This is a genomic window from Ewingella allii (assembly GCF_044430645.1).
Lineage (GTDB): Bacteria > Pseudomonadota > Gammaproteobacteria > Enterobacterales > Enterobacteriaceae > Ewingella > Ewingella allii.
On record NZ_JAWUDN010000012.1, the window covers coordinates 27,526 to 52,831 of the forward strand.

The 25,306-nt window shown below is 51.1% G+C and carries 26 protein-coding genes; 13 read left to right on the forward strand and 13 right to left on the reverse strand.

What is annotated here, in order from left to right:
• Position 1 precedes the first annotated feature (1 nt).
• Genes spoT through gmk form a run of 3 tightly spaced genes read right to left on the reverse strand, consistent with a single transcriptional unit; the run spans position 2 to position 3,080 of the window.
• Complete coding sequence (spoT, locus tag SBO83_RS20020) at positions 2-2,107, reverse strand: bifunctional GTP diphosphokinase/guanosine-3',5'-bis pyrophosphate 3'-pyrophosphohydrolase (protein WP_034794480.1); 2,106 nt, start codon at positions 2,105-2,107, stop codon at positions 2-4.
• Between the two features lie 19 nt (positions 2,108-2,126).
• Positions 2,127-2,402 (reverse strand): DNA-directed RNA polymerase subunit omega, encoded by a 276-nt coding sequence (gene rpoZ, locus SBO83_RS20025; RefSeq protein ID WP_034794481.1) that lies wholly within the window; start codon positions 2,400-2,402, stop codon positions 2,127-2,129.
• Between the two features lie 54 nt (positions 2,403-2,456).
• Positions 2,457-3,080, reverse strand: a complete 624-nt coding sequence (gene gmk / locus SBO83_RS20030; protein ID WP_396132705.1) for a guanylate kinase — start codon at positions 3,078-3,080, stop codon at positions 2,457-2,459.
• 199 nt (positions 3,081-3,279) lie between these two features.
• On the opposite strand from gmk, the gene ligB reads away from it, so the two are divergent.
• Positions 3,280-5,085, forward strand: coding sequence for an NAD-dependent DNA ligase LigB (gene ligB, locus SBO83_RS20035; RefSeq protein WP_396132706.1), 1,806 nt, complete (start codon positions 3,280-3,282; stop codon positions 5,083-5,085).
• A 17-nt stretch (positions 5,086-5,102) separates the two neighbouring features.
• Here ligB and SBO83_RS20040 read toward each other — a convergent pair whose 3' ends face one another.
• A complete protein-coding gene (locus SBO83_RS20040; protein ID WP_034794484.1) occupies positions 5,103-5,720 on the reverse strand; it encodes a trimeric intracellular cation channel family protein in 618 nt (205 codons plus the stop codon).
• Between the two features lie 368 nt (positions 5,721-6,088).
• On the opposite strand from SBO83_RS20040, the gene SBO83_RS20045 reads away from it, so the two are divergent.
• The 3 genes from SBO83_RS20045 (at position 6,089) to SBO83_RS20055 (ending at position 8,697) form a co-directional block, all read left to right on the forward strand.
• Positions 6,089-6,709, forward strand: a complete 621-nt coding sequence (locus SBO83_RS20045) for a TetR family transcriptional regulator (RefSeq protein WP_396132707.1) — start codon at positions 6,089-6,091, stop codon at positions 6,707-6,709.
• A 151-nt stretch (positions 6,710-6,860) separates the two neighbouring features.
• Entirely contained in the window at positions 6,861-8,135 is a 1,275-nt protein-coding gene (gene fabF / locus SBO83_RS20050) for a beta-ketoacyl-ACP synthase II (protein WP_034794488.1), read from the forward strand.
• Positions 8,136-8,373: 238 nt separating this feature from the next.
• Positions 8,374-8,697: a hypothetical protein gene (locus tag SBO83_RS20055; RefSeq protein WP_396132708.1), complete on the forward strand. Its 324-nt coding sequence runs from the start codon at positions 8,374-8,376 to the stop codon at positions 8,695-8,697.
• Here the strand turns inward: SBO83_RS20055 and SBO83_RS20060 are convergent.
• Both SBO83_RS20060 and SBO83_RS20065 read right to left on the reverse strand, forming a co-directional pair.
• Entirely contained in the window at positions 8,694-9,512 is an 819-nt protein-coding gene (locus SBO83_RS20060; protein WP_396132709.1) for a DUF4225 domain-containing protein, read from the reverse strand. The two genes, SBO83_RS20055 and SBO83_RS20060, sit on opposite strands and share 4 nt — an antisense overlap.
• Positions 9,513-10,168: 656 nt before the next feature.
• The gene (locus tag SBO83_RS20065) at positions 10,169-11,032 is read right to left on the reverse strand and encodes a YicC/YloC family endoribonuclease (protein WP_034794491.1); all 864 of its coding nucleotides are present in this window, start codon (positions 11,030-11,032) and stop codon (positions 10,169-10,171) included.
• A 205-nt stretch (positions 11,033-11,237) separates the two neighbouring features.
• Between SBO83_RS20065 and rph the strand changes: the two genes are divergently transcribed.
• From rph to SBO83_RS20085, 4 genes are all read left to right on the forward strand, one after another.
• The gene (gene rph, locus SBO83_RS20070; protein ID WP_185688911.1) at positions 11,238-11,954 is read left to right on the forward strand and encodes a ribonuclease PH; all 717 of its coding nucleotides are present in this window, start codon (positions 11,238-11,240) and stop codon (positions 11,952-11,954) included.
• 82 nt (positions 11,955-12,036) lie between these two features.
• A complete protein-coding gene (pyrE, locus tag SBO83_RS20075) occupies positions 12,037-12,678 on the forward strand; it encodes an orotate phosphoribosyltransferase (RefSeq protein WP_353503813.1) in 642 nt (213 codons plus the stop codon).
• A gap of 35 nt (positions 12,679-12,713) precedes the next feature.
• Complete coding sequence (locus SBO83_RS20080) at positions 12,714-14,927, forward strand: DUF4401 domain-containing protein (RefSeq protein WP_396132710.1); 2,214 nt, start codon at positions 12,714-12,716, stop codon at positions 14,925-14,927.
• Positions 14,917-15,450 (forward strand): GDYXXLXY domain-containing protein, encoded by a 534-nt coding sequence (locus tag SBO83_RS20085; protein ID WP_396132711.1) that lies wholly within the window; start codon positions 14,917-14,919, stop codon positions 15,448-15,450. The genes SBO83_RS20080 and SBO83_RS20085 overlap by 11 nt, the downstream gene beginning before the upstream one ends.
• 78 nt (positions 15,451-15,528) lie before the next feature.
• Here SBO83_RS20085 and slmA read toward each other — a convergent pair whose 3' ends face one another.
• The 3 genes from slmA to coaBC form a co-directional block, all read right to left on the reverse strand.
• Positions 15,529-16,125, reverse strand: coding sequence for a nucleoid occlusion factor SlmA (gene slmA / locus SBO83_RS20090; RefSeq protein WP_353503816.1), 597 nt, complete (start codon positions 16,123-16,125; stop codon positions 15,529-15,531).
• Between the two features lie 214 nt (positions 16,126-16,339).
• Positions 16,340-16,813, reverse strand: a complete 474-nt coding sequence (gene dut, locus SBO83_RS20095) for a dUTP diphosphatase (RefSeq protein WP_353503817.1) — start codon at positions 16,811-16,813, stop codon at positions 16,340-16,342.
• Complete coding sequence (gene coaBC, locus SBO83_RS20100; protein ID WP_353503818.1) at positions 16,800-18,008, reverse strand: bifunctional phosphopantothenoylcysteine decarboxylase/phosphopantothenate--cysteine ligase CoaBC; 1,209 nt, start codon at positions 18,006-18,008, stop codon at positions 16,800-16,802. The genes dut and coaBC overlap by 14 nt, the downstream gene beginning before the upstream one ends.
• Before the next feature lie 179 nt (positions 18,009-18,187).
• Here coaBC and radC point away from each other — a divergent pair, with 179 nt between their 5' ends.
• The 4 genes from radC to mutM all read left to right on the forward strand — a co-directional run bounded on the left by radC (position 18,188) and on the right by mutM (position 20,488).
• Complete coding sequence (gene radC, locus SBO83_RS20105; protein ID WP_353503819.1) at positions 18,188-18,868, forward strand: RadC family protein; 681 nt, start codon at positions 18,188-18,190, stop codon at positions 18,866-18,868.
• Positions 18,869-19,135: 267 nt separating this feature from the next.
• Positions 19,136-19,372, forward strand: coding sequence for a 50S ribosomal protein L28 (gene rpmB / locus SBO83_RS20110; RefSeq protein ID WP_004931195.1), 237 nt, complete (start codon positions 19,136-19,138; stop codon positions 19,370-19,372).
• Between the two features lie 11 nt (positions 19,373-19,383).
• Positions 19,384-19,551, forward strand: coding sequence for a 50S ribosomal protein L33 (gene rpmG / locus SBO83_RS20115; protein WP_004392084.1), 168 nt, complete (start codon positions 19,384-19,386; stop codon positions 19,549-19,551).
• A 127-nt stretch (positions 19,552-19,678) separates the two neighbouring features.
• Positions 19,679-20,488 carry a bifunctional DNA-formamidopyrimidine glycosylase/DNA-(apurinic or apyrimidinic site) lyase gene (gene mutM / locus SBO83_RS20120; RefSeq protein WP_396132712.1) on the forward strand — a complete coding sequence of 270 codons (810 nt, stop codon included), beginning with the start codon at positions 19,679-19,681 and terminating at the stop codon, positions 20,486-20,488.
• 11 nt (positions 20,489-20,499) lie between these two features.
• Here mutM and coaD read toward each other — a convergent pair whose 3' ends face one another.
• The 3 genes from coaD to waaA are packed head-to-tail and all read right to left on the reverse strand — an operon-like array spanning position 20,500 to position 23,039.
• Positions 20,500-20,985 carry a pantetheine-phosphate adenylyltransferase gene (gene coaD / locus SBO83_RS20125; RefSeq protein ID WP_396132713.1) on the reverse strand — a complete coding sequence of 162 codons (486 nt, stop codon included), beginning with the start codon at positions 20,983-20,985 and terminating at the stop codon, positions 20,500-20,502.
• A 6-nt stretch (positions 20,986-20,991) separates the two neighbouring features.
• The gene (locus SBO83_RS20130; protein WP_396132714.1) at positions 20,992-21,762 is read right to left on the reverse strand and encodes a glycosyltransferase; all 771 of its coding nucleotides are present in this window, start codon (positions 21,760-21,762) and stop codon (positions 20,992-20,994) included.
• Entirely contained in the window at positions 21,762-23,039 is a 1,278-nt protein-coding gene (gene waaA, locus SBO83_RS20135; RefSeq protein WP_396132715.1) for a lipid IV(A) 3-deoxy-D-manno-octulosonic acid transferase, read from the reverse strand. The genes SBO83_RS20130 and waaA overlap by 1 nt, the downstream gene beginning before the upstream one ends.
• 122 nt (positions 23,040-23,161) lie before the next feature.
• On the opposite strand from waaA, the gene SBO83_RS20140 reads away from it, so the two are divergent.
• The gene (locus SBO83_RS20140; RefSeq protein ID WP_396132716.1) at positions 23,162-24,178 is read left to right on the forward strand and encodes a glycosyltransferase family 9 protein; all 1,017 of its coding nucleotides are present in this window, start codon (positions 23,162-23,164) and stop codon (positions 24,176-24,178) included.
• Between the two features lie 26 nt (positions 24,179-24,204).
• Here the strand turns inward: SBO83_RS20140 and SBO83_RS20145 are convergent, their stop codons facing one another.
• Positions 24,205-25,305 (reverse strand): glycosyltransferase, encoded by a 1,101-nt coding sequence (locus SBO83_RS20145; RefSeq protein ID WP_396132717.1) that lies wholly within the window; start codon positions 25,303-25,305, stop codon positions 24,205-24,207.
• Position 25,306 lies beyond the last annotated feature (1 nt).

The following is a 25,306-nucleotide window of genomic DNA, read 5'->3' on the forward strand; positions in this document are numbered from 1 at the left end:
GCTAGTTTCGATTACGGCTGACTTTAATCACATCCGGCATGATACGGATTTTGCGCATGATATTTGCCAGATGCACGCGGTCGCGGGTCGTCAGGCGAATAAAGGCGCTGTAAACCCGGCCATCTTTTTCTTCGGTACTCAGACTCTGAATGTTCGACTGGGCAGCATTGATAGCAGCCGTCAGGTTCGCCAGCGCGCCCTGATGATTGAACATATCAACTTTGATTTCCGCGATAAACTCTTGGTCTGTTTCTTGGTCATCCCAATCTACAGCCATGAATTTCTCAGGCTCTTTCTGGTATCCGCGAATGTTACGGCAGGATTCGTGGTGAATAACGAGACCTTTACCCGGGCTGACGTGGGCAATAATCGGGTCGCCAGGAATAGGGCGGCAGCACTTCGCGAAGGTGATCAGTACGCCATCTGCGCCTTTGATTGGCAGATTGCGCGTGCCGCTGCTCGCCATAGACGACTGGTCGCCCATGAGATTTTTGGCAACAACCACGCTCATGGCATTACCCAAGCCGATTTCAGCCAGCAGGTCATCCATCGCGGTGAGCTTCATGCGATCCAGCTCGTTTTTGATGTTTTCTGGAGGCAGGTCGGAAATCTTTTTACCACTACCCAATGCGTGATTGAGCAACCGGCGACCCAGTGAAACGGAGTCATCACGTTTCAAGTTCTTGAGCATTTGGCGGATTTTGGCGCGAGCGCGAGAGCTCACCACAAAGTTTAACCATGCCGCATTAGGACGCGCGCCAGGTGCCGTAATGATCTCGATAGTCTGGCCGCTGGTCAGTGGTTGCGAAAGCGGGTAAGGCTGTCTGTCGACGCGCGCACCGACACAGGCGTGGCCGATGTCAGTGTGAACTGCGTAGGCGAAGTCGACAGGCGTCGCGCCAGCAGGCAGTTCAACAATGCGGCCTTCTGGGGTGAAGACGTAAATTTCATCAGGGAACAGGTCTGATTTTACGCTTTCAATGAATTCGAATGAGTTACCGGCACTTTGCTGGAGCTCAAGCAGGCTTTGCAGCCAGCGCTGGGCGCGGATCTGCGCCGTCGTGCTATTTTCACCATTCTCTTTGTAGGCCCAGTGAGCGGCAACACCCATTTCGGCCATCTGGTCCATATCTTCGGTACGGATTTGCACTTCAACCGGCACGCCGTGGGGGCCAATGAGTGAAGTATGCAGAGATTGATAGCCGTTGGCTTTTGGAATGGCGATGTAATCTTTGACTCGGCCCGGACGCGGTTTGTACAGGCTATGAGCCTGGCCTAACACGCGGTAGCAGGTGTCGAGTTCTTTGACGATGACCCGAAAAGCATAGATATCCATGATGGAATGAAAACGCTGCTCTTTCAGGTGCATCTTGCAGTAGATAGAATAGAGGTGCTTTTCGCGACCACTCACCCGACACTGAATTCCGGCCTCGGTCAGACGCCCTTCAATTTCAGAAAGTATCTTCTGAATCATCTCTTTACGATTACCGCGAGCGGCTTTCACCACTTCTTTAATGACGCGATAACGGTTTGGATACAGGGCTTCAAAACCTAGCTCTTCGAGCTCAGTTTTCAGATGGTGAATACCCAAACGGTGTGCCAGCGGGCTGTAAATTTCCAGCGTTTCGCGGGCAATACGGCGACGTTTATCCGGGCGCAAAGAGCCCAGCGTGCGCATGTTATGGGTACGGTCGGCGAGTTTGATCAGAATGACGCGGATGTCTTGCACCATCGCCATGATCATTTTGCGGAAGTTTTCCGCCTGCGCTTCTTTCTTATCTTGGAACTTCAGCTTGTCCAGCTTTGAAACGCCTTCGACCAGTTCGGCAACGCTTTTGCCGAACAGTTGCTCCATATCCTGGTATGTCGCAGGCGTGTCTTCGATGACGTCATGTAATAACGCCGCCATCAGAGTCTCGTGGTCGAGCCTCATTTCAGCCAAAATACAGGCTACCGCTACCGGGTGAGTAATGTAAGGTTCACCGCTCGAGCGAGTCTGCCCCTCGTGCGCGTCCCGCGCGACGAGGTAAGCCTGCACGAGGCGCTTGATTTGCTCCTCTGGCAGGTATTTTTGAATCAGTTGATTCAGGCTTTCAAAGATGTACAAGTGAGATCCGTTTCGTTAATTAACGACGGCCTTCAGCGATGGCAGTCACTGCCTGAATCTCTGCGGCTTCCTGCTCTTGTTGCTCCTGACGATCGCGAACGTCGAGGATCTGATTAGTAATCAAACCTTCTTCGATTTCACGTAGGGCAATAACAGTGTATTTATCGTTTTCTTCAGCGACCAGTGGATCTTTACCACCAGATTGCAGCTGGCGTGCGCGACGAGCAGCCACCAACACCAGGTCAAAACGGTTACCAATTTTCTCTACAGCGTCTTGAACAGTTACGCGTGCCATATATGTGCTACTCCACAGGGTGACGAAAGACTGGGCATAATACTGAAAGTGACTTCAGTCTGCCAATAGTTTGGTGATTAATCCGTCATGGCGAAGCTTTTGACGGCTCAGACGCAGACGTTCGGCGCGAATAATGGTTTTTAAATCCGATAAAGCCAGATCAAAATCATCGTTCACAATTAAATAGTCGTACTCAGCAAAGTGGGTCATTTCCGCGACGGCTTGCGCCATACGTTTAGCAATGACTTCTTCGCTATCCTGTCCGCGGCCACGCAGGCGGCGATCCAGTTCGTCTTTCGACGGCGGCAATACAAAAATGCTGCGCGCTTGCGGCATCTTTTTACGAATTTGCTGCGCGCCTTGCCAGTCGATGTCCAAAAACACGTCAACGCCTGATGCCAGAACTTGCTCAATCGCTTCGCGCGAGGTTCCGTAGTAGTTACCGAAAACTTCAGCGTGTTCGAGGAAAGCTTCTTTAGCGATCATCTCGCAGAATTCTTCTTTCGAGACGAAGAAATAGTGTTCTGCATGTTTCTCTCCCGGGCGAACTGCGCGAGTCGTATGGGAAATGGAAACTTGAGTATCGTAAAGAGGCTGAGTTTTCAGCAAAGCCTGAATCAGACTTGATTTACCTGCTCCACTGGGTGCGGAGATAATATATAGCGTGCCTTGGACCATGATGACGTTTCAACTGAATAGGTTGATAGGAAGTGTGCGAAGAGTGATCTTCCGCACAGTATACACGCTAGCCGCTTCTGGTGCAGCGTTGAGACGTATTTCATCGCAACATCTGTGGATAAAACAGCGCTAAAAGTCATTTTTCCACGATGGATTCCAAAATTTTTTCCTGTTGCAGCAACAAAATCGAATGTCAGGAATGCATATCGCAAGCTTATTCATCGGCGATGGCGGGACAAAGCAGTTCGGTATCTACTCACTGGGCTTAAGTCAGGCCTATAAGGAGGTGCCGATGCGCCGGATAGTTAAATTGCTGCTCTTGCTGTGTTTTCTGCCAACCCAGAGTTTTGCCAGTTGCCCAGACTGGCCTCAGTCACGATTAGACCTCGAAACTCAGGCGCTGACCGCGCAGCTATTGCATTGGGATACGCGTTATCACCAATACGGGCAGAGCCAGATAGACGACGCGACCTACGACAGTTTGCGCCATAAGCAGAGTGACTGGCTGCGATGCGCGGGCCGGCCACTCTCTGAGGCTAACCCACCGCGCGACGCCTCTTCAGCCTCAAGCCCTCTGATTCAGCATCCTTTTGCTCATACCGGATTGAAGAAGCTGCGCGACGAATCGGCTCTGGCTCGCTGGATCATTAGTCGTCAAGACCTTTGGGTGCAGCCGAAAATAGACGGTGTTGCTGTGACTTTGGTTTACCAGAAAGGAAAGCTGGTTTCTCTAATGAGCCGTGGCGATGGCCTGATGGGGCAGAACTGGACATCCAAAGCGGCATTTATTCCCGCTATTTTGCCGAAGATTGCCGACACCCGCGAACAGTTGACTCTGCAAGGTGAGCTGTTTCTGCTGATGAACGGTCATCAACAGAAAGAGTCGGGAGGTGTGAATGCTCGCTCGAAAGTCGCGGGTGCCATGATGCGCCATTCTCCATCAGCGACCTTAAGCCAGTTGGGACTGTTCATCTGGTCTTGGCCGGATGGGCCGAAAACAATGGAGGCAAGGCTCAGCGAGCTGACAAAATTAGGTTTCCCTCTCGCGGAATCCTTTTCCAAGCCAGTGAGCACCTCTCAGGATATAGCTCGCTGGCGAGAGGTATGGTTCAACCAGCCTTTGCCTTTTGTCACAGACGGCGTGGTGGTGAGGCAGGGGCAAGAACCCGCTGGCCGCTATTGGAAAAATAATACGGCAGACTGGGCAATTGCCTGGAAATACCCGCCCGAGGCCCAGCTTGCCGAAATCAGGAGTATTGAAACGCTGGTCGGCAGGCGAGGCAAACTGACGGTGATCGTGCGTCTCAAAGCGATAAAGCTTGATGATAAAAGGGTGACGAAAGTCAGTATTGGTTCTCCACAGAAGCTTCGGGAGTGGGATCTCGCGCCGGGCGACCACGTTTCTATTGTTCTGGCCGGGCAGGGTATACCCGTGCTGGAGAAGGTTGTTTGGCGGGTGAAGCAGCGGCCTAACTCAGATGCCATCCTCATGAACGATTACACGCCGCTCACCTGCTTTAAACCCACGGCGAGCTGCGAGCAGCAATTCCTATCTCGCCTCACATGGCTGAGTGGCCCGAACGCCTTAAAATTGAGAGGGCTGGGGGAGGCCACTTGGCGGTCACTGATGAATGATAAGAAAGTGACGGATTTGGCAGATTGGTTGAGTCTGACGCCTGAGAGCATTGCTGCAACGCCTGGGCTAGGTCCGAAGCAGGGGCAGAACATTTATGCTGAGTTGCAACTCGCTAAACAGAAAACCTTCAGGCAGTGGCTTTCGGCTATTGGTTTTCCTACCTTTGCACTGAACGTGGCTGCAACTCAGAAGCACTGGCGGGAAGTTGAAAGCCTGACGGCAGAAGGTTGGCAAAAATCGGTGGGGATTGGCAAAAAGAGAGTCGGGGATATTTCAGCGTTCATCCATCACCCAGACGTCCAAGAGTTGGCTGAGTTTCTGGGCCAACAGCGCATACCTGCCTTTGATTTAACAGGTATGCCCGAATAGCAATTGAGTTGGGTTTCTCAGTGATCGGAATGCGGATAGTTAAATACCGGCAGCCCCAGACGAAAACGCAGGGCGATCAGACGGGCAATAAAGCCAACCAGCAGGGTGATAATTACCACCAAATTGTGTGGCAAAGAGAAGTACTGCAAACCGATGTATATCCAAGCCGACGCGAAGGAGATACCGGCATAAATCTCTTTTTGGAAAACCAGCGGGATCTGGTTGCACATCATATCGCGCAGTACGCCGCCGAAGACGCCGGTTATCACCGCACACACCGAGGCTATGATGGCACCATGCCCCATATCGAGAGCGACTTGGGTACCTATAATAGAAAAGACCACTAAGCCAAGGGCGTCTAATACCAAGAACAGCCGACGGAGATGACGCATCAGCGGCGCGAGGAAAGTTGTCAGCAGTGCCGCTGCCGCCACAATCACAATGTACTCAGGATGCTTCACCCAGCCCAGCGGGTAGTGGCCAAGCAGCATGTCACGGACCGAACCGCCGCCAATGGCGGTCGCCGCAGCAATAATAATGACGCCAAAGGTATCCATTTTGCGACGTCCGGCCGCTAGAGCACCTGTCATCGCTTCGGCTGTAATACCAATGATATAGAGAACGGTAAGCAACATAGTTTTCGCTGGTCTTAAAAAGGTGAAGTGTGGGTCGGCGCTCAGAGTAGAGAGGTTTGATTGTTTGAGCGATTGAGTTTTTCTGACAAATGGCTCATCGGATTATAAAAAATAATCCGTACGCACAGATAATCCCTTTCTTTAAAAGGATACACAAAGATTGGTCCATTTTCACATTAGAAATAATAAATCGAAATTTTATCCCGATAGGCTGACCTAATCCCCCTTCAATCAACTTCCATAGTGCCTTTTGCACTTTACCGGTAGCGCAAAGTCGCTGTGCAGGTTACGATTATTAAAAATCATCACTCATAACATTGATGTTTGGTGTTGCCTTGAGTTACTGACATGCTCGTCTGGAGGAATGCATGAAACCTGAAAATCCAGTTGCGTTAACGCAGCGCGGACCAGCTGAACATGAAAGACGTGAGCAGATAATCAATGCTGCTTTTGACCATTTTCGTCATTTTGGATATGCCAAAACCTCGGTGGCCGACTTGGCTAAGGCGATTGGTGTCTCAAGTGCCTATATTTACAAGTTTTTCGAATCAAAACAGGCGATTGGTGAGGCGGTCTGCTCCCAGCGCGTAGGGCAGATTGGGCTGGCATTGCGCGAAATTGCTGACAGCGACCAAACTGCCACTTTGCGGTTACGCACCATCTTCAAAGCCTTGATGACGAAAAGCCTGGATCTGTTCTTTGAAGACAGAAAGTTGCATGACATTGCCGCCGTAGCTGCAGCCCAGCATTGGAAATCTGCCCTTAACCATCGCGCGGAGCTTTACAGCATTGTTCAGCAAGTGGTGACAGATGGCCGCGAGTCTGGAGAGTTTGAGCGCAAGACACCTTTAGATGAAGTCTGTCTGGCGATAACCAGCGTGATGACGCCGTTCTCCCACCCATTGATGCTTGAGCAGAAAACGCCCGAGCAGCTGGAAGAACGCGTGATCGCAATCACAAGTATGGTGCTGCGCAGCCTTGCGAATTAAGAAAGGATACAAAAATTTTCAGGTTACGAGTTTACAAAATCGTAATTCATCACATACTGTCACCCAAGGTGACAATAATCCCGCCGAGGCTGGTTTGTGGTAAAAAGCTGGCTAGGCAATATGAACTTTAAGAACGAAAGAGGAACGTTTTATGACTCATCGTCGAGTGGTTATTACCGGCATGGGGGCTGTGAGTCCTCTTGGCTGCGACATTGAAACCATCTGGAAGCGTTTACTGGCTGGTCAGTCAGGCATCCGCGTTTTACCAGATGAAATCGTAGAAACCCTGTCTGTAAAAATTGGCGGTCAGGTCTTAACGAAAGAGCAGGACCCGGAATCAGGCTTTGATCCCGATGAATCAGTCTTGCCTAAAGACCAGAAAAAAATGGACCGTTTCATTCTTTTCGCAATGGCAGCGGCTGATAAAGCCATTGCAGACTCCGGCTGGAAAGCAGAAACCGCCGAGCAGCAAGAGCGTACTGCAACCATTATCGGTTCAGGTATCGGCGGCTTCCCGGCGATTGCTAACGCGGTTCGCGTAAATGACAGCCGTGGTGCAAAACGCTTGTCGCCTTTCACCATTCCTTCATTCTTGGTGAACTTAGCGTCTGGTCAAGTATCGATTAAACATCAGTTTAAAGGCCCAATTGGCGCGCCGGTAACGGCTTGCGCCGCTGGGGTTCAGGCTATCGGCGATGCTGTGCGTCTGATTCGTAACGATGAAGCAGACGTGGCACTTTGCGGTGGCGCAGAAGCTGCCATCGACACCGTAAGCTTGGGTGGTTTTGCGGCAGCCAAAGCGATGTCTTCCGGCCATACCGACCATCCTGAAAAAGCCTCTCGCCCGTTTGATAGCGCGCGTGATGGTTTCGTGATGGGCGAAGGCGCAGGCATGCTGGTTATCGAAGAACTGGAGCACGCGAAAGCCCGCGGCGCGAAAATTCTGGCAGAAATCGTCGGTTACGGCACCAGCGGTGATGCATACCACATGACATCCGGCGCTGAAGACGGCAACGGTGCTGGCCGCGCGATGAAAATTGCTCTGCGTCAGGCAGGTTTGCAGCCATCTGATATCCAGCACTTGAATGCGCACGCGACCTCGACCCCGGTGGGCGACCTCGGTGAAATCAACGCCATCAAAACCCTGTTCGGCACCGACGGCAAGCTGGCGGTAACCTCGACTAAATCTGCAACTGGCCACTTGCTGGGCGCAGCGGGCGGCCTTGAGACGATTTTCACCATTCTGGCCATTCGTGACCAGATCGTGCCACCAACGCTGAACCTGGACAATAAAGACCCGGCAGCCGAAGGTTTGAATATCGTCGGCAACAAAGCTCTGCCATACGCGATCAATTACGCGCTCTCCAACGGTTTCGGCTTCGGCGGTGTTAACGCCTGCGTGCTGCTGAAACGCTGGGAAAACTAATCAAGCCCAAGCTGTAGATATGAAAAAGCCCGCGAAAGCGGGCTTTTTGCTAGATTGAATAGATTCATTTCCAGACCGAAGAATTATTCTTGAATAATACAGAGCCAATAGGAGTGTTCACTCCTATCTATTAATCTTAAATCTCTCGGTTCTCTTTAGGGAACCGTCTGGTGGTATGTCATTAATAAAGTGTGTTATATTTATGATATATATCGTAAATGGACTCGGGATGAAATCAATGAACGATTATGAGAAAAAACTTCTAGATCATGGTTTTTCTGCCAAGGATATTGGCAAGCTTAAAAATATCATTAAAAAAGATGAATCCCAAAAAGATACCCTCCAAAGTTTGGTTATTGATTTAAGCAGGCGTTTTTGGGGCGGTATCATTGGGTTGGTTTTATTGGCACTGATTGGTTTTTACGGGATTTTTAATGCTGACAAATCGAGTGCCATTTCATATCTTATCGCTTTAGTATTTGGCGTTTTGGTTATTTATTTTGTAACGCCATTAAATTTATCTTGGAAATCTTATAGATTTATAAAAAAGACAAATAACTAATTTTGAGATGGGTTATTTTGAATTTGATAGAGATTCATACTTATCCCAGCTCCTTTAACGGCGGCACCAGCACCATTTATAGCGAGAGCTGGCTTACTCATTACTTGTACTTTGCGATAGTGATCTGTCGGAAGGTATTTGAAAAGTCTCCAAGCTTCTGGCTTCAATGTGAGCTTGAAAATACCATAGTAAGAAGTCGTTAAATCAACCACTTGGTAAGCTAGTAATCCTAGTCGCTGATCAAACCCTAAAAATTCCGCTACATCTTCATATGCGTCTCTTACTGGGTTTGCGGGATTTTGCACTCCCCTTAACTTACTTATCCCTTCTATTCCTGAACCGACACCATTCATCATTAACGCTGAACCTGCGACAACGCCTATGACATTGCCCGTCGCCGCAGAACCGACCAGCAAGCCTGCTCCGGCTATGATTTGTAAGCCACTTAGCACGACACCTATCCCATCAATGACATAGCCAATGATTTTTTCATTATCGTGATAAAATTTTACAGAAGATGAAATCGTGGCTTGGCCTGTCCGCAACATCCTGTCCTGAATAGAAAGATTCTCGGATTCGAGTTTAAGGTTCTGGATACACTCTTGGCATTGTTCATCATTGGTTGATGAACGGATGGTGTTTAGTTGCAGTGTGGCATAGTCGCGAACTTCATCGCGGAACTTCATTCTGAGAATTCCATCTTTCAGATGAACAAGAGAAATCGTACTGGCTATGTTTACTAATTTGTTTGCTTCAAGATTAGCCATAGTAAGAAAGTAATTTGAAAATCTATTCTTATCCCAGTAGTTATCCATAACGCACCCTTATCTAAACGTAATATTTGGCTAATAGTACAGACCTTACCCTAAAGTAGCTTGACTTGAAGAGCAAGGCAACCGACTTGGGTAGGTAAAAAACTATCGCGTTAAAAATCAATTAGATTTTTAATAGTAACGTAATGATAATGAAATTATTAGGCGGAAAAGTAATGGTTTTTAGTTGGGTGAGATTTTAGCTATATTGAGATGTCTGGTGATTTTTTTATTCGCGTGTTTTGAGGCTGATTCTATTTGTTTGAAGCTGCTCTCCGGCATTGGGTTAGACTCAAATTCGATTAATGCCTAGCCTTTCAATCTACATCGAAATGAGTTTATTTAGCATGCATCTCGCGAAGGCTGACGTCTTTAAGTTCTCCTTGAGCCTCTGACCTAGTTTTTGACCATACCGAGGGCATTTTCGAAATGGTCACCAACATCATGGCGCTGTTTAAATACGCATCCTAGGCACGCTCCAACACAGGGATAAAATACGGATATTTTGAGTAATTGAGCAGTTTAGCTAACTCTTTTGCTGACCAATACTCGCTCCATGCTTATCAGTTCAAAGGGTAGGTTGTGTTCTGGTAGTCAGTAAAAAACAAAAAAGCCCGACTCTATGCGGGCTTTGAGGGCTTTGCGATGCGTTTCGAGCATTACTCAATATTCTGAATCTGCTCGCGCATTTGCTCGATCAGCACTTTCAGCTCGATGGCTGAGGTGGTGACGTCAGAATTGATGGATTTGGAAGCCAGCGTGTTTGATTCGCGGTTGAACTCTTGCATCATGAAGTCCAGACGGCGGCCGACGGCTTCTTCCTTTTTGAGGATTTTATGCGTTTCTTTTACATGCGCATCAAGGCGGTCCAGCTCTTCTGCCACGTCTACGCGCTGAGCCATTAACACCAGTTCCTGCTCCAGACGGGTGTTTTCCAGCTGAACTTGCGCATCTTCCAGTTTGCTGACCAGACGCTCGCGCTGCCATTGCAGAACATTTGGCATCTGGGCGCGCACTTTAACCACTTCAGCACTAACGCCGTCGAGGCGCGTTTCAATCAGCGTCTTCAGGGCGGCGCCTTCGCTTTCGCGGGCGGTGATGAAATCGTCGATGGCAGTTTCCAGCGCAACCAGCAGTTCATTGCTGATCGCATCTAAATCTTGCTCTTCGGCCAGCATTACGCCCGGCCAGCGCAGGACTTCCAGCGGATTGATTTCGCCTTCGTCGCTCTGCATTTTTACCCATTGGGCGGCCGCAACCAGCTGTTTAGCCAGCTTTTCATTCAATTGCAGGGTGCTTTGCGCGCTTGGGTCGAGATCAAAACGCAGGTTACATTCGACTTTCCCACGGGTCAGGCGGGAGCGAAGACGCTCGCGGATCACCGGTTCGAGGCTGCGGAACTGCTCTGGCAGACGGATGTAGGTTTCGAGATAACGTTGGTTCACCGAGCGGAGTTCCCACGCTGCGCTGCCCCAGTCGCCCTTGATTTCACGTCGGGCATAAGCGGTCATACTACGGATCATGTCTGCGTACCTGTTGATGTAAAGATGGAGCGATTATAGCTTCCGTGGGCGGGTCATGATAGGCATTCCCTGAAACCCGCGCGCATATTCAGGCTCTTTATACAGATATTCTCGGGCGATTTGCTCACTAGCCCGCCAGATGCAACGCGGGCGAATTTCTGTATAATGCGCAGCCAAACACGATTCGCGACCCGGAGATCAACCCATGCGTCCAGCAGGCCGAAATGCACAACAGGTGCGCCCCCTGACACTGACCCGTCACTATACCAAACATGCTGAAGGTTCAGTTTTAGTGGAATTTGGTGATACCAAAGTGCTTTGTACCGCCACGGTTGAAGAAGGTGTTCCGCGCTTTCTTAAAGGCCAAGGGCAGGGTTGGATCACTGCCGAATACGGCATGTTGCCGCGCTCTACCCACACGCGTAACTTCCGTGAAGCTGCTAAAGGCAAGCAGGGCGGGCGTACTCTTGAGATTCAACGCCTGATTGCTCGCTCGCTGCGCGCCGCCGTAGATTTGAAAAAGCTCGGCGAATTCACCATCACGCTCGACTGCGACGTTTTGCAAGCTGACGGCGGCACGCGTACTGCTTCTATCAGTGGCGCCTGTGTAGCACTGGCCGACGCGCTGAACGCGCTGGTTGCTGCTGGCAAGCTGAAAGCAAACCCAATGAAAGGTCTGGTGGCGGCGGTGTCAGTGGGTATTGTGAATGGCGAAGCGCTGTGCGACCTCGAGTATGTTGAGGACTCCGCGGCTGAAACCGATATGAACGTAGTAATGATGGAAGATGGCCGCATGATTGAGGTGCAGGGCACCGCAGAAGGTGAGCCGTTCAGCCATGAAGAGCTACTGAGCTTGTTGACCCTCGCACGGGAGGGAATCGACACCATCTTCCAGGCGCAGAAAGCGGCGCTAGCGGAATAATTTTTAAGGCGACTGAGAAGTCGCCTTTTTTATGGCCTAAAGGCCGACGACCGACTGAGAACAGAGTAGACAGGAGACCCCCATGAAAGCTTATCAGCGCCAGTTTATTGAATTTGCATTGAACAAACAGGTTTTGAAGTTTGGTGAATTCACCTTGAAATCAGGCCGAATCAGCCCGTACTTCTTTAATGCCGGTTTATTTAATACTGGGCGCGATTTGGCGTTGCTGGGCCGTTTTTATGCCGAAGCCTTAATGGATTCTAAAATCGATTTCGACTTAGTATTTGGCCCAGCCTACAAGGGTATCCCGATTGCGACCACCACCGCCGTGGCGCTGGCCGAGCATCACGACCGAGACGTGCCTTACTGCTTTAACCGTAAAGAAGCCAAAGATCACGGCGAAGGCGGTTTGCTGGTAGGAAGCCCGTTGCAGGGTCGAATCATGCTAGTAGATGATGTGATCACCGCCGGAACGGCGATCCGTGAATCCATGGAAATTATCGCGGCGCATCAGGCCACTCTCGCGGGCGTGCTGATTTCTCTCGACCGCCAAGAGCGCGGCCGTGCCGATATTTCTGCGATTCAGGAAGTGGAGCGCGACTATCATTGTAAGGTGATTTCGATTATCACTCTGCAAGACCTGATTGCTTATCTGGAAGAGAAAACGGAAATGGCCGACCATCTGGCCGCCGTGCGTGCTTACCAGCAGAAGTACGGGGTCTAAACTCTATTAAGTATCGCCACTGAAAGGGAATCAGTATGGATTTGTCGTCGCATAAGCATGGTGCAATGCCCAGTGGGGCGGCAGAAAGCCTGTGCCGTTCCCTTTCAGCTCTTCGCAATAACCCCTCGTCCGAGGGAAGTCGCCTCAGCCCGGCGGCCTATCAAAAAATTCTGCATTACTGCGGTGTGCGGCCCGATCTTGCGGGCTGGCGCAGATTCCTCCTGCTTTGCCTCTCTCTGCTGGGCTTTTTAGCCTTGGCCTGCGGCGTGGTGTTTTTCATTGCGTGGAACTGGGCATTGATGCCCAAGATGGCTAAGTTCGCCGTGGTGGAATTGTGGATAGTCGCGCTGGCCGTGGTGGTGTGGTGGCGCTGGTATGACAGCGTTGCGCAATCCGCCCTGTTGGCGCTAGGGCTGAGTTTTGGCGGCCTATTTGCCTTGTATGGGCAGGTCTATCAAACCGGAGCCGATAGCTGGGAGCTGTTCCGCGCGTGGGCCATCGTGCTGTTACCGTTGGCCCTCATTGCCCGCCGCAACGGCCTGTGGTTCTGCTTCTGGGTGGTTGCTAATCTGGCTTTCCAACTCTATTACGTGGGCCGAAGTTCAGCTTTCTTTAGCGATATACCTTTCGCTAATCTCGACTGGTTCAGCGACTCCACTCTCTATATCTACATTGCGATCCAGGCGTGCTGCCTGATTCTGCGTGAGGCTCTGGCGGAATATGCGCAAAAACGCCGCCCCGATAGCTGGCTGACCAGCCGCTGGTTGCCGCGTTTGATGGCAGCATACCTATTGCTGACCCTGACGCCGCTGGCCGCCGAGGCCATCGTCGCCGCGGACTACAGCAGTAAATTAGGTTTACTGCTGTGGGCGCTGACGATTCTGGTGGGCTATTTCTACTACCGTCACCGTCGCCCGGATTTATGCATGCTGACGCTGGGCGTGATTAGCGTGGTGTTCATCGGCTGCATACTCATCATGCAGCTTTTCGACCGTCTCTGGGATGTTGGCAGCCTGTTTTTCGCCTGCTGCTTAATGATGTTATGGCTGGTGGCCGGGGGCGCGGTGCTGCTTCACTGGCGGCGGCAGTTATACCAACGGCAGGCGGATGACGTGAAGCCGGACGCCCTGATCGAGCTGCTACAAGAACTGACTGAGCGGCAGTTATTGAGTGAAGAGCAGAGTGCCGAGCTGAAGAATTTCGACCACACCACGCACCTGCCTTGGTATCTGCGCGCGGTGCTGGCTCTGGGGGGCTGGGCCGCCGCGCTGATTATTTTGGCCCTGCTGGCATTGTTGCTGTACGCCACCGACCTGCTCGATTCGATGAATGGCATCACGCTGCTGGTGCCTTCCTTGATTATTGCCGCGCTGGCGGCCGGGCTGCTTCGCGCCAAGGGGATTGGTCAACAGCATATCGGCCTCGCGTGGGCCATCGCCGCAACCTATGGCCTATGTTTTAGCCTTTACCTATTTATCGATCCCGACTGGAACAGCCATTTTATTATTGATTCGCTGTGGTTCCTGCCGGTGCTGGCGGTGATGGCGATTTTCATGCCGAACCGCGCCTACCGTTTTATGGCGGTGACGGCGTTCTTATTTATTCTGGTGTTCTCGCTCGGCTATCTGATGAGCTTACAGGTTCATCCCGCTGTTGCGACAGCAGCCACGTCGCTAGTGGTGGCAATGGTTGTGGCGGCGTGGATTGGCGTCACTGCCCGGCAAGACCAGCCGCAAACTAAGGCCCGCAGCGAGCTGACCCTCAGCTTGCTGCATGGCATTCCGACGGCTTTGATGCTGCTATGCCTCGCTGGCGTGCATTCCGACCTGCTCGACGATTTCTTCTGGAATAGCTCCGCGCCGATATTTTTGCCCATGAGTTTGGGCGCGGGCATTGCAGCAGGCCTTATTCTGGCAGGAGTATGTCAGGCGGTGGTGTTCCGCTCGCCAATAACGGCGGTTTACCTGCCCGCCGCCTGCGTTTGTGCTGGCGTGGCGCTGTTCTCGCCGGGTATGGGCTTTGGACTATTGCTGCTGCTGGCCGCGCGCCGTCAGGGCAGCAAAGAGTGGCTGGCGATGGCTGGCGCATTCCTGCTGCTCTATCTCACCTATTGGTACTACTTCCTCGGCATCAGCCTGCTGCATAAATCACTGCTGTTATTGATGACCGGGTTGGTCTTGCTGGGGCTGGCTCTGGCGGCGAAGAAGTTACTGCCAGCAAAAGGCGAGGGGGCAGTTTATGAAAACTAAATCAGGGCTGAAATGGCTGGCGGGAGCTGTCGTGCTGCTGGTGCTCGCGGCGACTAACGTCTCTATTTATCACAAAGAGCAACTGCTCAAGCACGGCGCGGTGGTTATTCTCGAGCTGGCGCCGGTTGACCCTCGCTCGCTGATGCAGGGGGATTATATGGCGCTAAACTATGCGCTGGTTCAACCCTTGCAGCAGGGGCTGTATGAGCAAGGTGAAACCTGCCGCACCACCGGCGAACAGTGCCTCCCCTCTAATGGCAAATTGGTTGTCACCCTGGATGAGCAGCGGCGAGCGGTGAGCGCGGTGATGAACAAAGGGCAGCCTTTGCATAAGCAGGAGAGGCTGCTGCAATATCATCTGTCTGGAGCCCGTTTGAATATCGGCACGCCGAGTTACTTCTTTCAGGAAGGTCATGCCGAGCGTTTTGAAAAGGCGCGCTATGGCGAGTTTCGGGTGGCTGATGACGGCACGGCGCTGCTGACCTATATGCTCGATGAAAAGGGTGCGCGCATCCTTCCTTGAGCTTTCCCATTGAATTCACAACAATAAAAAAGGGCCTTTCGGCCCTTTTTACTGCAAACGCTTTAACTGCCAAACGAATTAGATCAGCTGCGCGGCAATAAGCGGCCAGCGCGCATCAAAATCCTGCGTCGGGCGATACTTAAACTCGGAACGCACAAAGCGCGACAGCATGCCTTCGCAGTAAGCCAGAAGCTGGCTCGCCAGCAGCGTCTCGTCGGTGCTGTATCCACTACCTTCACGCATTTTCTTTTCACGCAAAACCTGTTTCAACTGTACCTCAATTCGCTCGAAAAGCTGATTGATGCGGCCCTGAAGGCGGTCTTGTTCAAACATTAATGCGTGGCCAGTCATGATGCGTGTCAGGCCCGGGTTGCGCTCTGCAAAACCCAAAATTAGCAAAAGGATCAGTCGCAGCCGGTTCAGCGTCTCTTTCTCATCTTGCAAAATCAGGTTGATGCGGGTGATTAAGCTGTCTTCGATAAACTCAATTAAGCTATCGAACATCCGCGTTTTACTTGGAAAATGGCGATAAAGTGCAGCTTCCGATACCCCAACGTTGGCGGCAAGTTTAGCCGTTGTTATCCGCTGGCTGCCGTCGCTGGACTGAAGCATTTGCGCTAATGCCTGCAAAATCTCCTCGCGCCGATTCCTTTTGGTAGTTTCTTTTTCTGCCATGTCTGAATAGACCCTTGCTAAAAACGGCTTAAAACATGAGAGACCGCACAATTGCCGCATGAATCTTGAAGATCCTGCGGCTTATTAGTTCACTTATCGTGTTTACCCTTCGCATTCGATGCACTTAGCATTGATAACATTGGGTTTTTAGTGCGGTCTATAGTGATAAGAATCTGTTCAATATCGCGTTTCAAGCGCGGTGCTGAACAGGTTCTTATTGGCGACCTGAGTGACCAAAGCCACCTGCGCCACGTTCGCTGCTTTCGAAGTCTTCAACCAGATTAAATTCGGCTTGGACAACGGGTACGAAGACCATTTGAGCGACGCGTTCGCCCGGCTCAACCATGAAGGTTGTTTGACCACGGTTCCAGACGGAAATCATCAATTGGCCCTGGTAGTCAGAGTCGATCAGGCCAACCAGATTGCCCAAAACTACCCCGTGTTTATGACCAAGACCCGAACGCGGTAAAATCACCGCCGCCAGATTAGCATCACCGATGTGAATAGCCAGACCGGTCGGCAATAAGGTGGTTTCGCCCGGTTTCAACTCAACCGCGGCATCAAGGCAGGCGCGTAAATCTAAGCCTGCAGACCCTGGAGTGGCATACGCCGGTAATGGAAAAGTCGAACCAATACGTGGGTCGAGAATTTTAATGTCGATTTTTTTTAACGGACTAGTTGTGTTCATAACGGCTGACTATCTCATCAAGTAAACGTTGGCCAAGAAGTGCTTTATCGCTGAGCGGTAAAACTTTCTCCCCATCCTGCCAAAAAAGATGCAAAGCATTGGTATCACTATTAAAACCGTGCTCAGCAAGGGAAACGTCGTTAGCGCAAATCAGGTCGAGATTCTTTCTTATCCGTTTTTGCCGAGCGTATTCTTCCACATTCTGGGTTTCTGCGGCAAACCCGACCACATAAGGACGATGGGATTTCATTGCCGCAACACCGGCGACGATGTCGGGGTTTTTGACCAATTTCACTGACATTTCATCGCCTTGCTTTTTGATTTTCTCATCGGCGATTATTTCTGCGCGGTAGTCCGCAACGGCGGCGCAGGAGATAAAGATCTGCTGAGTCGAAATGCTGGCTTCAACCGCGCGTTGCATCTCCAGCGCGCTTTCGACGTCGATTCTGGCGACATGCGCAGGCGTCGGCTGATTAACTGGCCCGGCGATAAGGGTCACTTTCGCCCCGCGATCGGCGGCGGCTTTGGCGATAGCAAAACCCATTTTCCCTGAGCTGTGGTTGCTGATAAAGCGAACCGGGTCGAGCGCTTCGCGGGTTGGGCCTGCGGTTATCATGATATTAAGATGGGCTAAGTCGCGGCGCGGAGCGAAGTGCTCAACCGCCATATCCACGATAACCAATGGGTCGAGCATACGGCCCGGGCCGACGTCACCACAGGCTTGGCTACCGCTGTCTGGCCCCCACACCAAGGTACCGCGCTGAGCCAGCTGTTGCAGATTCTCCTGGGTCACCGCCGCGCGATACATCTGTTGGTTCATGGCCGGAACCACCGCGACGGGAGCGGCCGTTGCCAGACACACCGTGGTCAGCAAGTCATTAGCCATGCCCGCGTTCATGCGCGCCAATAAATCGGCGGTAGCAGGAGCAATCAGCACCAGATCGGCCCATTTGCCTAATTCAATGTGCCCCATCGCAGCTTCAGCAGCCGGATCGAGCAGGTCGTCTGAAACCGGATAGCCAGAGACTGCTTGTAGACTCAGCGGAGTAATAAAGGACTTAGCAGCTTCCGTCATCACTACCCGAACGTCTGCACCTCTGTCGCGTAAGCGGCGTACCAGCTCAGGTGCTTTATAGGCGGCGATGCCACCACTCACACCGAGCACAATATGTTTGCCGGAGATCCCCGTCATCATGATTGTCCGATTCAAAGCCGAAAGAAGCGACATTTTAGCATAACGGCGGTTGATGACAGCAATCCGCTGCTTTCCTCAGCAGGAGAATAAATTATTTGCGTGGCGCCTCGCAGGAGTTAAAACCGGCGAACACAGATGCGGCGCGGCGTGCCAATATGTCGCCGCGAAAAGGAGAGCGCATGAAAATAAAAGATGACGGTTGGCAGGGAGAGCTCGCACCGCGCGAGAAATTACTGAAATTTGGCGCATCAGCCCTGTCTGATCAGGAGCTGTTGGCGATATTTTTGCGCACCGGTGGCAAAGGGTTACACGTGATGACGTTGGCAAAGAATATGCTCGAGCATTTTGGTTCGCTGCACAGTTTGATGTCGGCAGCTTTCGAGGACGCGAGCAAGGTAAAAGGGCTCGGCCTGGTTAAATTTGCCCAGCTGTCTGCGGTGTCAGAACTGTCCCGGCGCAGCTTCGCTTGCCATTTATCGAGCCAAAATGCGTTGCTAAGTCCGTCAATAATCCAGCAGTATCTGCAAAATATCCTCAGTCACCGAGAAAGAGAGGTGTTTTTGGTACTTTTTCTCGACAATCAACACCGCGTTATTCGCCATGAGGAGATGTTTGCTGGTACCATTAGCAGCGTCGAAATTCATCCCCGTGAAATTGTTCGCGAGGCAATGAAGGTTAATGCGGCAGCCATAATTCTGGCGCATAATCACCCGTCCGGCGTGGCTGAGCCGAGCACAATGGACAGAATGGTAACCGAACAGATAATAAAAGCGTGCCAACTGTTGGGTATCCGCGTCCTCGATCATCTGGTCGTAGGTCACGGAGAAACGGTGTCTTTTGCCGAACGCGGTTGGCTGTAGCCCCATTTTTTGAAGATCCTTGAGGATCTTTAGCTGTTCGGGACTTGAGCACTTACGCTACAGAGCGTATACTACGCCACCTTTGAGAATCTTGGGTTTGGCGTTAAGAGCCTATCTCAGCAGGTTTCGTACCTGATGAATTGGTTTTTTACCCGACGACAGTGAGTCGGTTCTCAGTGGAGTTTGCTGAGATGGGCTCTAAAAGCCTGACGAGGCGGCCATACCCTATACGAAGCTCGAGCTGATTTGATTTTTGGAGATATAGACATGTCCCGAGTCTGCCAAGTTACTGGCAAGCGCCCGGTGAGCGGTAACAACCGTTCCCACGCAATGAACGCGACCAAACGCCGTTTTCTGCCAAACCTGCACTCACACCGTTTTTGGGTTGAGGCTGAGAAGCGCTTTGTAACTCTGCGCGTATCTGCTAAAGGTATGCGTGTTATTGATAAGAAGGGTATTGAGACGGTCTTGGCCGATCTGCGTGCCCGCGGTGAGAAGTATTAAGGAACTGAATCATGGCTAAAGGTGTTCGCGAGAAGATCAAGCTGGTTTCTTCTGCTGGTACTGGTCACTTCTATACCACTACGAAGAACAAGCGTACTAAGCCGGAAAAATTGGAACTGAAGAAATTCGATCCAGTTGTCCGTCAACACGTGATCTACAAAGAAGCTAAAATTAAATAATTTTAGTGGATTAATAAAACCCGGCTCCGGCCGGGTTTTTTATTGCCTGTTATTCGTGGATAAGTATGCTTTAACGCTACAAGCAGCTAGCCTGATGTGACTTTTTCAATGTTCCGTGGGAGAAACAATGCCTGAATTACCTGAAGTAGAAACCAGCCGCAGGGGCATCGAGCCTTATCTTGCCGGGCATACCATTGTCCATGCCATTGTTCGCAACCCAAGACTGCGCTGGCCGGTTTCTCAAGAAATTCTCGCATTGAGCGATCAGCCGGTGATTAGCGTGCAACGGCGCGCCAAGTATCTGCTGGTCGAACTGAAAACCGGCTGGATCATCATTCACCTCGGTATGTCGGGCAGTTTGCGCATGCTGCGTGAAGAGACAGAAGCAGGCAAGCATGACCACGTCGATTTAGTGATGGATACCGGCTATGTCCTGCGCTACACCGATCCGCGTCGATTTGGCGCCTGGCTGTGGACCGATGACTTAGAAGGCAGCAGCGTGCTGTCGCATCTTGGCCCGGAGCCCCTGAGTGAGGATTTCTCCGCTGATTACCTGTTTGAAAAATCGCGCAGCAAAAAGTCGCCTATCAAACCTTGGCTGATGGACAACAAGCTGGTGGTGGGCGTGGGGAATATTTATGCCAGTGAATCGCTGTTCGTGGCGGGGATTTCGCCCGACCGGCCGGTGAATAGCCTTAAACCAGATGAAGCCGCGCTTCTCGTCGCCACCATTAAAGCCGTGCTGTTGCGCTCCATTGAGCAAGGCGGAACCACGCTGCGGGACTTCTTACAGTCGGACGGCAAGCCAGGATATTTCGCGCAGGAACTTCAGGTTTATGGCCGGGCGGGGGAACCTTGTCGGGCATGTGGTACGCCGATCCTGAGTAAAAAACATGCTCAGCGCACCACCTTTTACTGCCCAAAATGCCAGCAATAGGATGAGTATACTCAGCCCTCAGCGATTTTCTTGAGCAGGGCCTGAGTGATATTGTCGGGCAGGAAGGGCTTGATATCACCACCGTGGCGCGCCACCTCTTTCACTAGCGTGGAAGAGATAAACGACCACTCTTTCGACGGCATCATGAACACGCTTTCCAGCGTTGGCATCAGATGCCGGTTCATATTGGCCAGCTGCATCTCATACTCAAAATCCGACACAGCGCGCAGTCCACGGACCAGCACGGTAGCATCGTGGTTTTTGGCGAACGTCGCTATCAAGTCACCAAATCCAATCACTTCGACATTGCTCAGGTGTGAAGTTGCCGCCGTTGCCAACGCCACGCGCTCATCCAGGCTGAACATCGGTTTTTTACTTGGGCTGGCTGCAATCGCTAAAATCACGTGATCAAACATCAGCGCGGCGCGGGTGACTAAGTCCAGATGGCCATTAGTCATGGGGTCGAATGTGCCCGGATAAATTGCCTTAGTGCTCATAATGGCTCACTTTTGCAGTTGATGACTTAGCGCCCACAGGGCCGCATATTTGTTGAACGTGTATTGTGCGTTGACGCCCGCCAGAATGAAACCCTGCTTTCCGTCGAGGAACCCAGCTCGCAAAATCCACGTTTTAAAGAATGCGCCCAAGGTGTGACTAATAATCGAGAAGAAGCTACAGCGACGCCCCTGCTGGTGGCGCTGGTTGGCCCAAGCCTCAGCATAGTTCATCTGTTTGCGTTGGAAAGAGAAGAAGTCGCGGCAGGTGAGATGCAGCAGGTCGCCTTTTAAGGACACAACCTTGGCGCTGCCGGTGTTCAGCGACTCATGCACTAGATCGTCGTTGTAGCGGAAATCAGCCGCGCTGTATAAACGGTTTACGCGATCCGGGTACCATCCGCTGTGACGCATATAGCGGCCAAGGAACAGATTGAGGCGGCCCAGACTGTAGACTGTATCAGTGGGAAAATCTTGCAGAACGGATTCGATAGATTGACGCAGCTCTGGCGTGACGCGCTCGTCGGCATCGATCATCAAAATGACCTCGCCGGTGGCGTAGCTTTGCGCCAGTTGCCGCTGGTTACCAAAGCCTTGCCAGTCAACGTTTTGGTAAAATTTGGCACCTAACTGCTCGGCGACTTGTTGGGTGGCGTCGGTACTGCCTGAGTCCAAAATCACAATCTCATCGGCCCAAGAGACCGAGGCCAGACAATCAGGCAATAAATCGGCTTCATTGCGGGCGATGAGCACCACGGAAAGGCGCTTTCTGTTGGTCATCAGTGGCTCCGTTGAGGCAGGTAAGGCTCCAGCAAGTGCAACAGGCGCTGCAATGCACCTTGGTTTTGGCGCAGAACTTCCACCGCGTGGCGGCCGTAATACAGGCGATAGTCTTCGTCAGTCAGCAAGGTTGAGATCTCTTTCACCAACGACGCGATATCAGTGACGGTGATCAGCCCGTCGGCCTGAGTCAGCTTGGCACAGATATCTTTGAAGTTGAACGTGTGCGGCCCCATCAACACCGGAATAGCGTGGGCGGCAGCTTCAAGAGGGTTGTGGCCCCCGCGCTCGACCAGGCTTCCGCCAACAAAGGCCAAATCGGCAATGCCGTACAGCAGCATCAATTCGCCCATAGTGTCGCCAATAACTACCTGCGTTGACGCGGCGGGTACTTCGCCCGTGCTGCGCTGAGTGAAGGTCAAACCGGCTTTTTGCGTCAGTTCGCGCGCGGTGGCGAAACGCTCAGGGTGGCGCGGAACCAGAATCAGCAGCAGGTTAGGGAAGGTTTTCAGCAGCTCTTTATGCGCTTCTAACAGTAAGGTTTCTTCCCCGTCGTGGGTGCTGGTGGCAATCCACACTTTGCGGCGCGAAGCCCATTGGCTGCGCAAAGCAATGGCTTTCGCGGCCAGCTCAGGCGTCACGGAAATATCAAACTTCAGGCTACCGGTCACCGCCAATTGGCTGCGTTTCAGGCCAAGTGACAGGAAGCGAGTACCGTCTTCTTCATTCTGCGCGGCAATCAGGGTGATTTTTTGCATGATACTGCGGATAAACTCGCCCAACTTTTTGTAGCCGTTGCCAGAGCGTTCTGACAGGCGAGCGTTGGCGATCACCAGCGGGATTTGTCGCGAGTGCAGGGCGCGGATCAGGTTCGGCCACAGTTCGGTCTCCATGATAATCACCAGCTTCGGGTTAACTTCGTTCAGAAAACGGTTAACGGAGCCAGCGAGATCATAGGGAAGATAAACATGGTGTACGTCTTTACCAAAAGCAGATTGAACGCGCTCGGAACCTGTCGGCGTCATCGTGGTCACAGTAATCGGTAAAGAGGGGTAGCGGTGGCGCAAAGCGCGTACCAAAGGGATTGCCGCCAGCGTTTCACCGACCGAGACGGAATGCAGCATGATACCGCCTGGAGCGACCTTGCCTTTGCAGAAGCCATAGCGTTCAGCCCAGCGTTTACGGTAAGCCGGAGATTTACGGCTACGTAAAAGCAAACGGATCCAGATAAGGGGCTGAATAAGGTAAACTAATACCTGATATAAACGCAGTAACATGCTTTAAATTTCATTTATATGGGATATCGGAATAGTATCATACCTCAGCAGGAAAGGCGCTAACCTTGCGTGGTTTCCACCGCGGGAAAGGGGGCAATGTTGACATCGCTAACGAGAGTAGAATGAAAAATATACTAATTATTCGGCGGGATAATATAGGTGATTTAGTCTGTACAACGCCGTTAATTGAAGGGGTAAAAAAAGCCTATCCCAATGCTAACGTTTATTTATTGATTAACTCAATTAGTCAAGATGTCATTAAGAACAATCCTTTTATTTACCGCACCTATATTTATAAAAAAGCCAAACACAGAGCCAAAAATCAAACGGCTTTAGGCGTTTATTTAGAGCGCGCGAAAATTATCCTCAAACTTAGATCTATCCGTTTCGATGCTGCGATTCTCGCCAACCCTACCCCCTGTAAATACAGCCTTCGTATGGCAAAACTTGCTGGCGTAAAAAATATTATTGGGGCGGATTCCGGCGGGAAAGGTCTTACCAAAGCTTTCACCGAATCCGATTTTACCGGTAAACATCAGGTCGAGAAAACCTTTAGCTATCTAAGTGCAATCACTAATGAAAACATTAGCATACCTAAAGTAAATGTCTTCCCTGAGGAGCATGAACTCGCTGATGCACAGAAGAAATGTACCTCATTATTGCCTCAGGCGAAGAGGGTTTATGGTGTCCATATCAGCAGTCGCAGCCCTAAAAGACGTTGGTCACCCGAGAACTACGCCGAGATTATTCATCGTCTCACGGCAGACAAAGACGCTGGCGTATTCATTTTCTGGTCACCTCAGGGTACGCTATCCCCTGATGATATTGGTGATCGGGTGCGTGCTGATCGCTTGATGGAGTTATGCGCTGGCCGACAAGTTGCGCTGTATCCTACAAGTTCAATTCGCGAGCTTATTGGCGGCTTTGCACAGTGTGAAACCATTCTGTGTAGTGATGGCGGGCAAATGCATTTAGCGTCAGCATTACATAAAAATCTGGTAGTGCTGTTTGGCGATACCGATATTGATGCCTGGCACCCTTGGTCCGGTAAATATCAAATTTTACAGACCCCTTCGGGCGAATGTATGGATGTTAGCGTCGAAGATGTTTGGCAATCATTTATTGCTATCGAAAAATAAAATGAGGCGGGTTTCCCCGCCTCGCTTTATTTGTTCACTAAAGATTTATATTTTCCGCAAATATACTCAATGCCATACACATCTAGCTTTTCTTTATGAATTTCGGGAGGGTTGTTATAAACCTCCAGAATCTTTTGGCTCAGTGATTCTGCATTGACTTCTGCCAATCCTCTCTCCATTCCCGTTTTTTTGAGGATCTCGACCGGGCCGCCAGGGCATGCCGTGCTGACCACCGGAGTACCGCAAATTAAGGATTCAACCAGCACGTTACCAAAGCCTTCACTGTCAGAACTCAAAATGAGCTGCTGGGCGTGTTTAATATAAGGATAGGGATTAGCCTTGAATCCGGCAAAAATAATGCGATCGGCTACATTAAGAGAAGATGCTATATTTTTGATTTTATTGATATATTCATCATCCCCAGTACCTATTAGCATCAGCGGAGTTTGCAAAGGAATTCGCGAATACGCTTTGAGCAAACGATCGTGCCTTTTATGGGCATGGAAGCGACCCACGTGAACCAAATAATCTTGACCCGCCATCTCGCAAGGTTCGTCGGCTAATGCCTCGATTTCATCGATATTAAAAGGATTATTAATCACTTCCAACTTTCTGATGGTGGCCTGAATATTATTCTTTAAATCAAAACCCACGGCCTCAGAAACGGTAACCACATTTTTATTATTATAAACCGCCGCCATTTTGCGACGCTTATTCCAACGATCGAATCCTTTTCGATGGCCGAGGTAGGTGGTCGAGAGAATGCCGTGAATACAGAACCAAAGTCGGTCGGAGCTATAAATATGGCTCTTCATCACGATGCGATCGGTTTTGTGCAGATTGGATAAAATTAAATCAAACTTCCCTTTCTCTTGTTCGCACTCATTAATGGCTTGGTCTAACTGCTTAGCGCGACGCGAAAGTTCAGTCAATTTTCTCCATGGCGAACGGGAATTATCCGCCACGACTTTGTAAGTCACGTTTTCAGGGATCGGATATTGGCACACATCGCGCAGCGAAATCAGCGTCACGTCGGTGTCTGCCGACTGTAACCCCTTACAGAGCGTCAATACGACTTTCTCCGCGCCGCCGCCGGGCAACCCATCAATAATGATTAAAACTCGCATG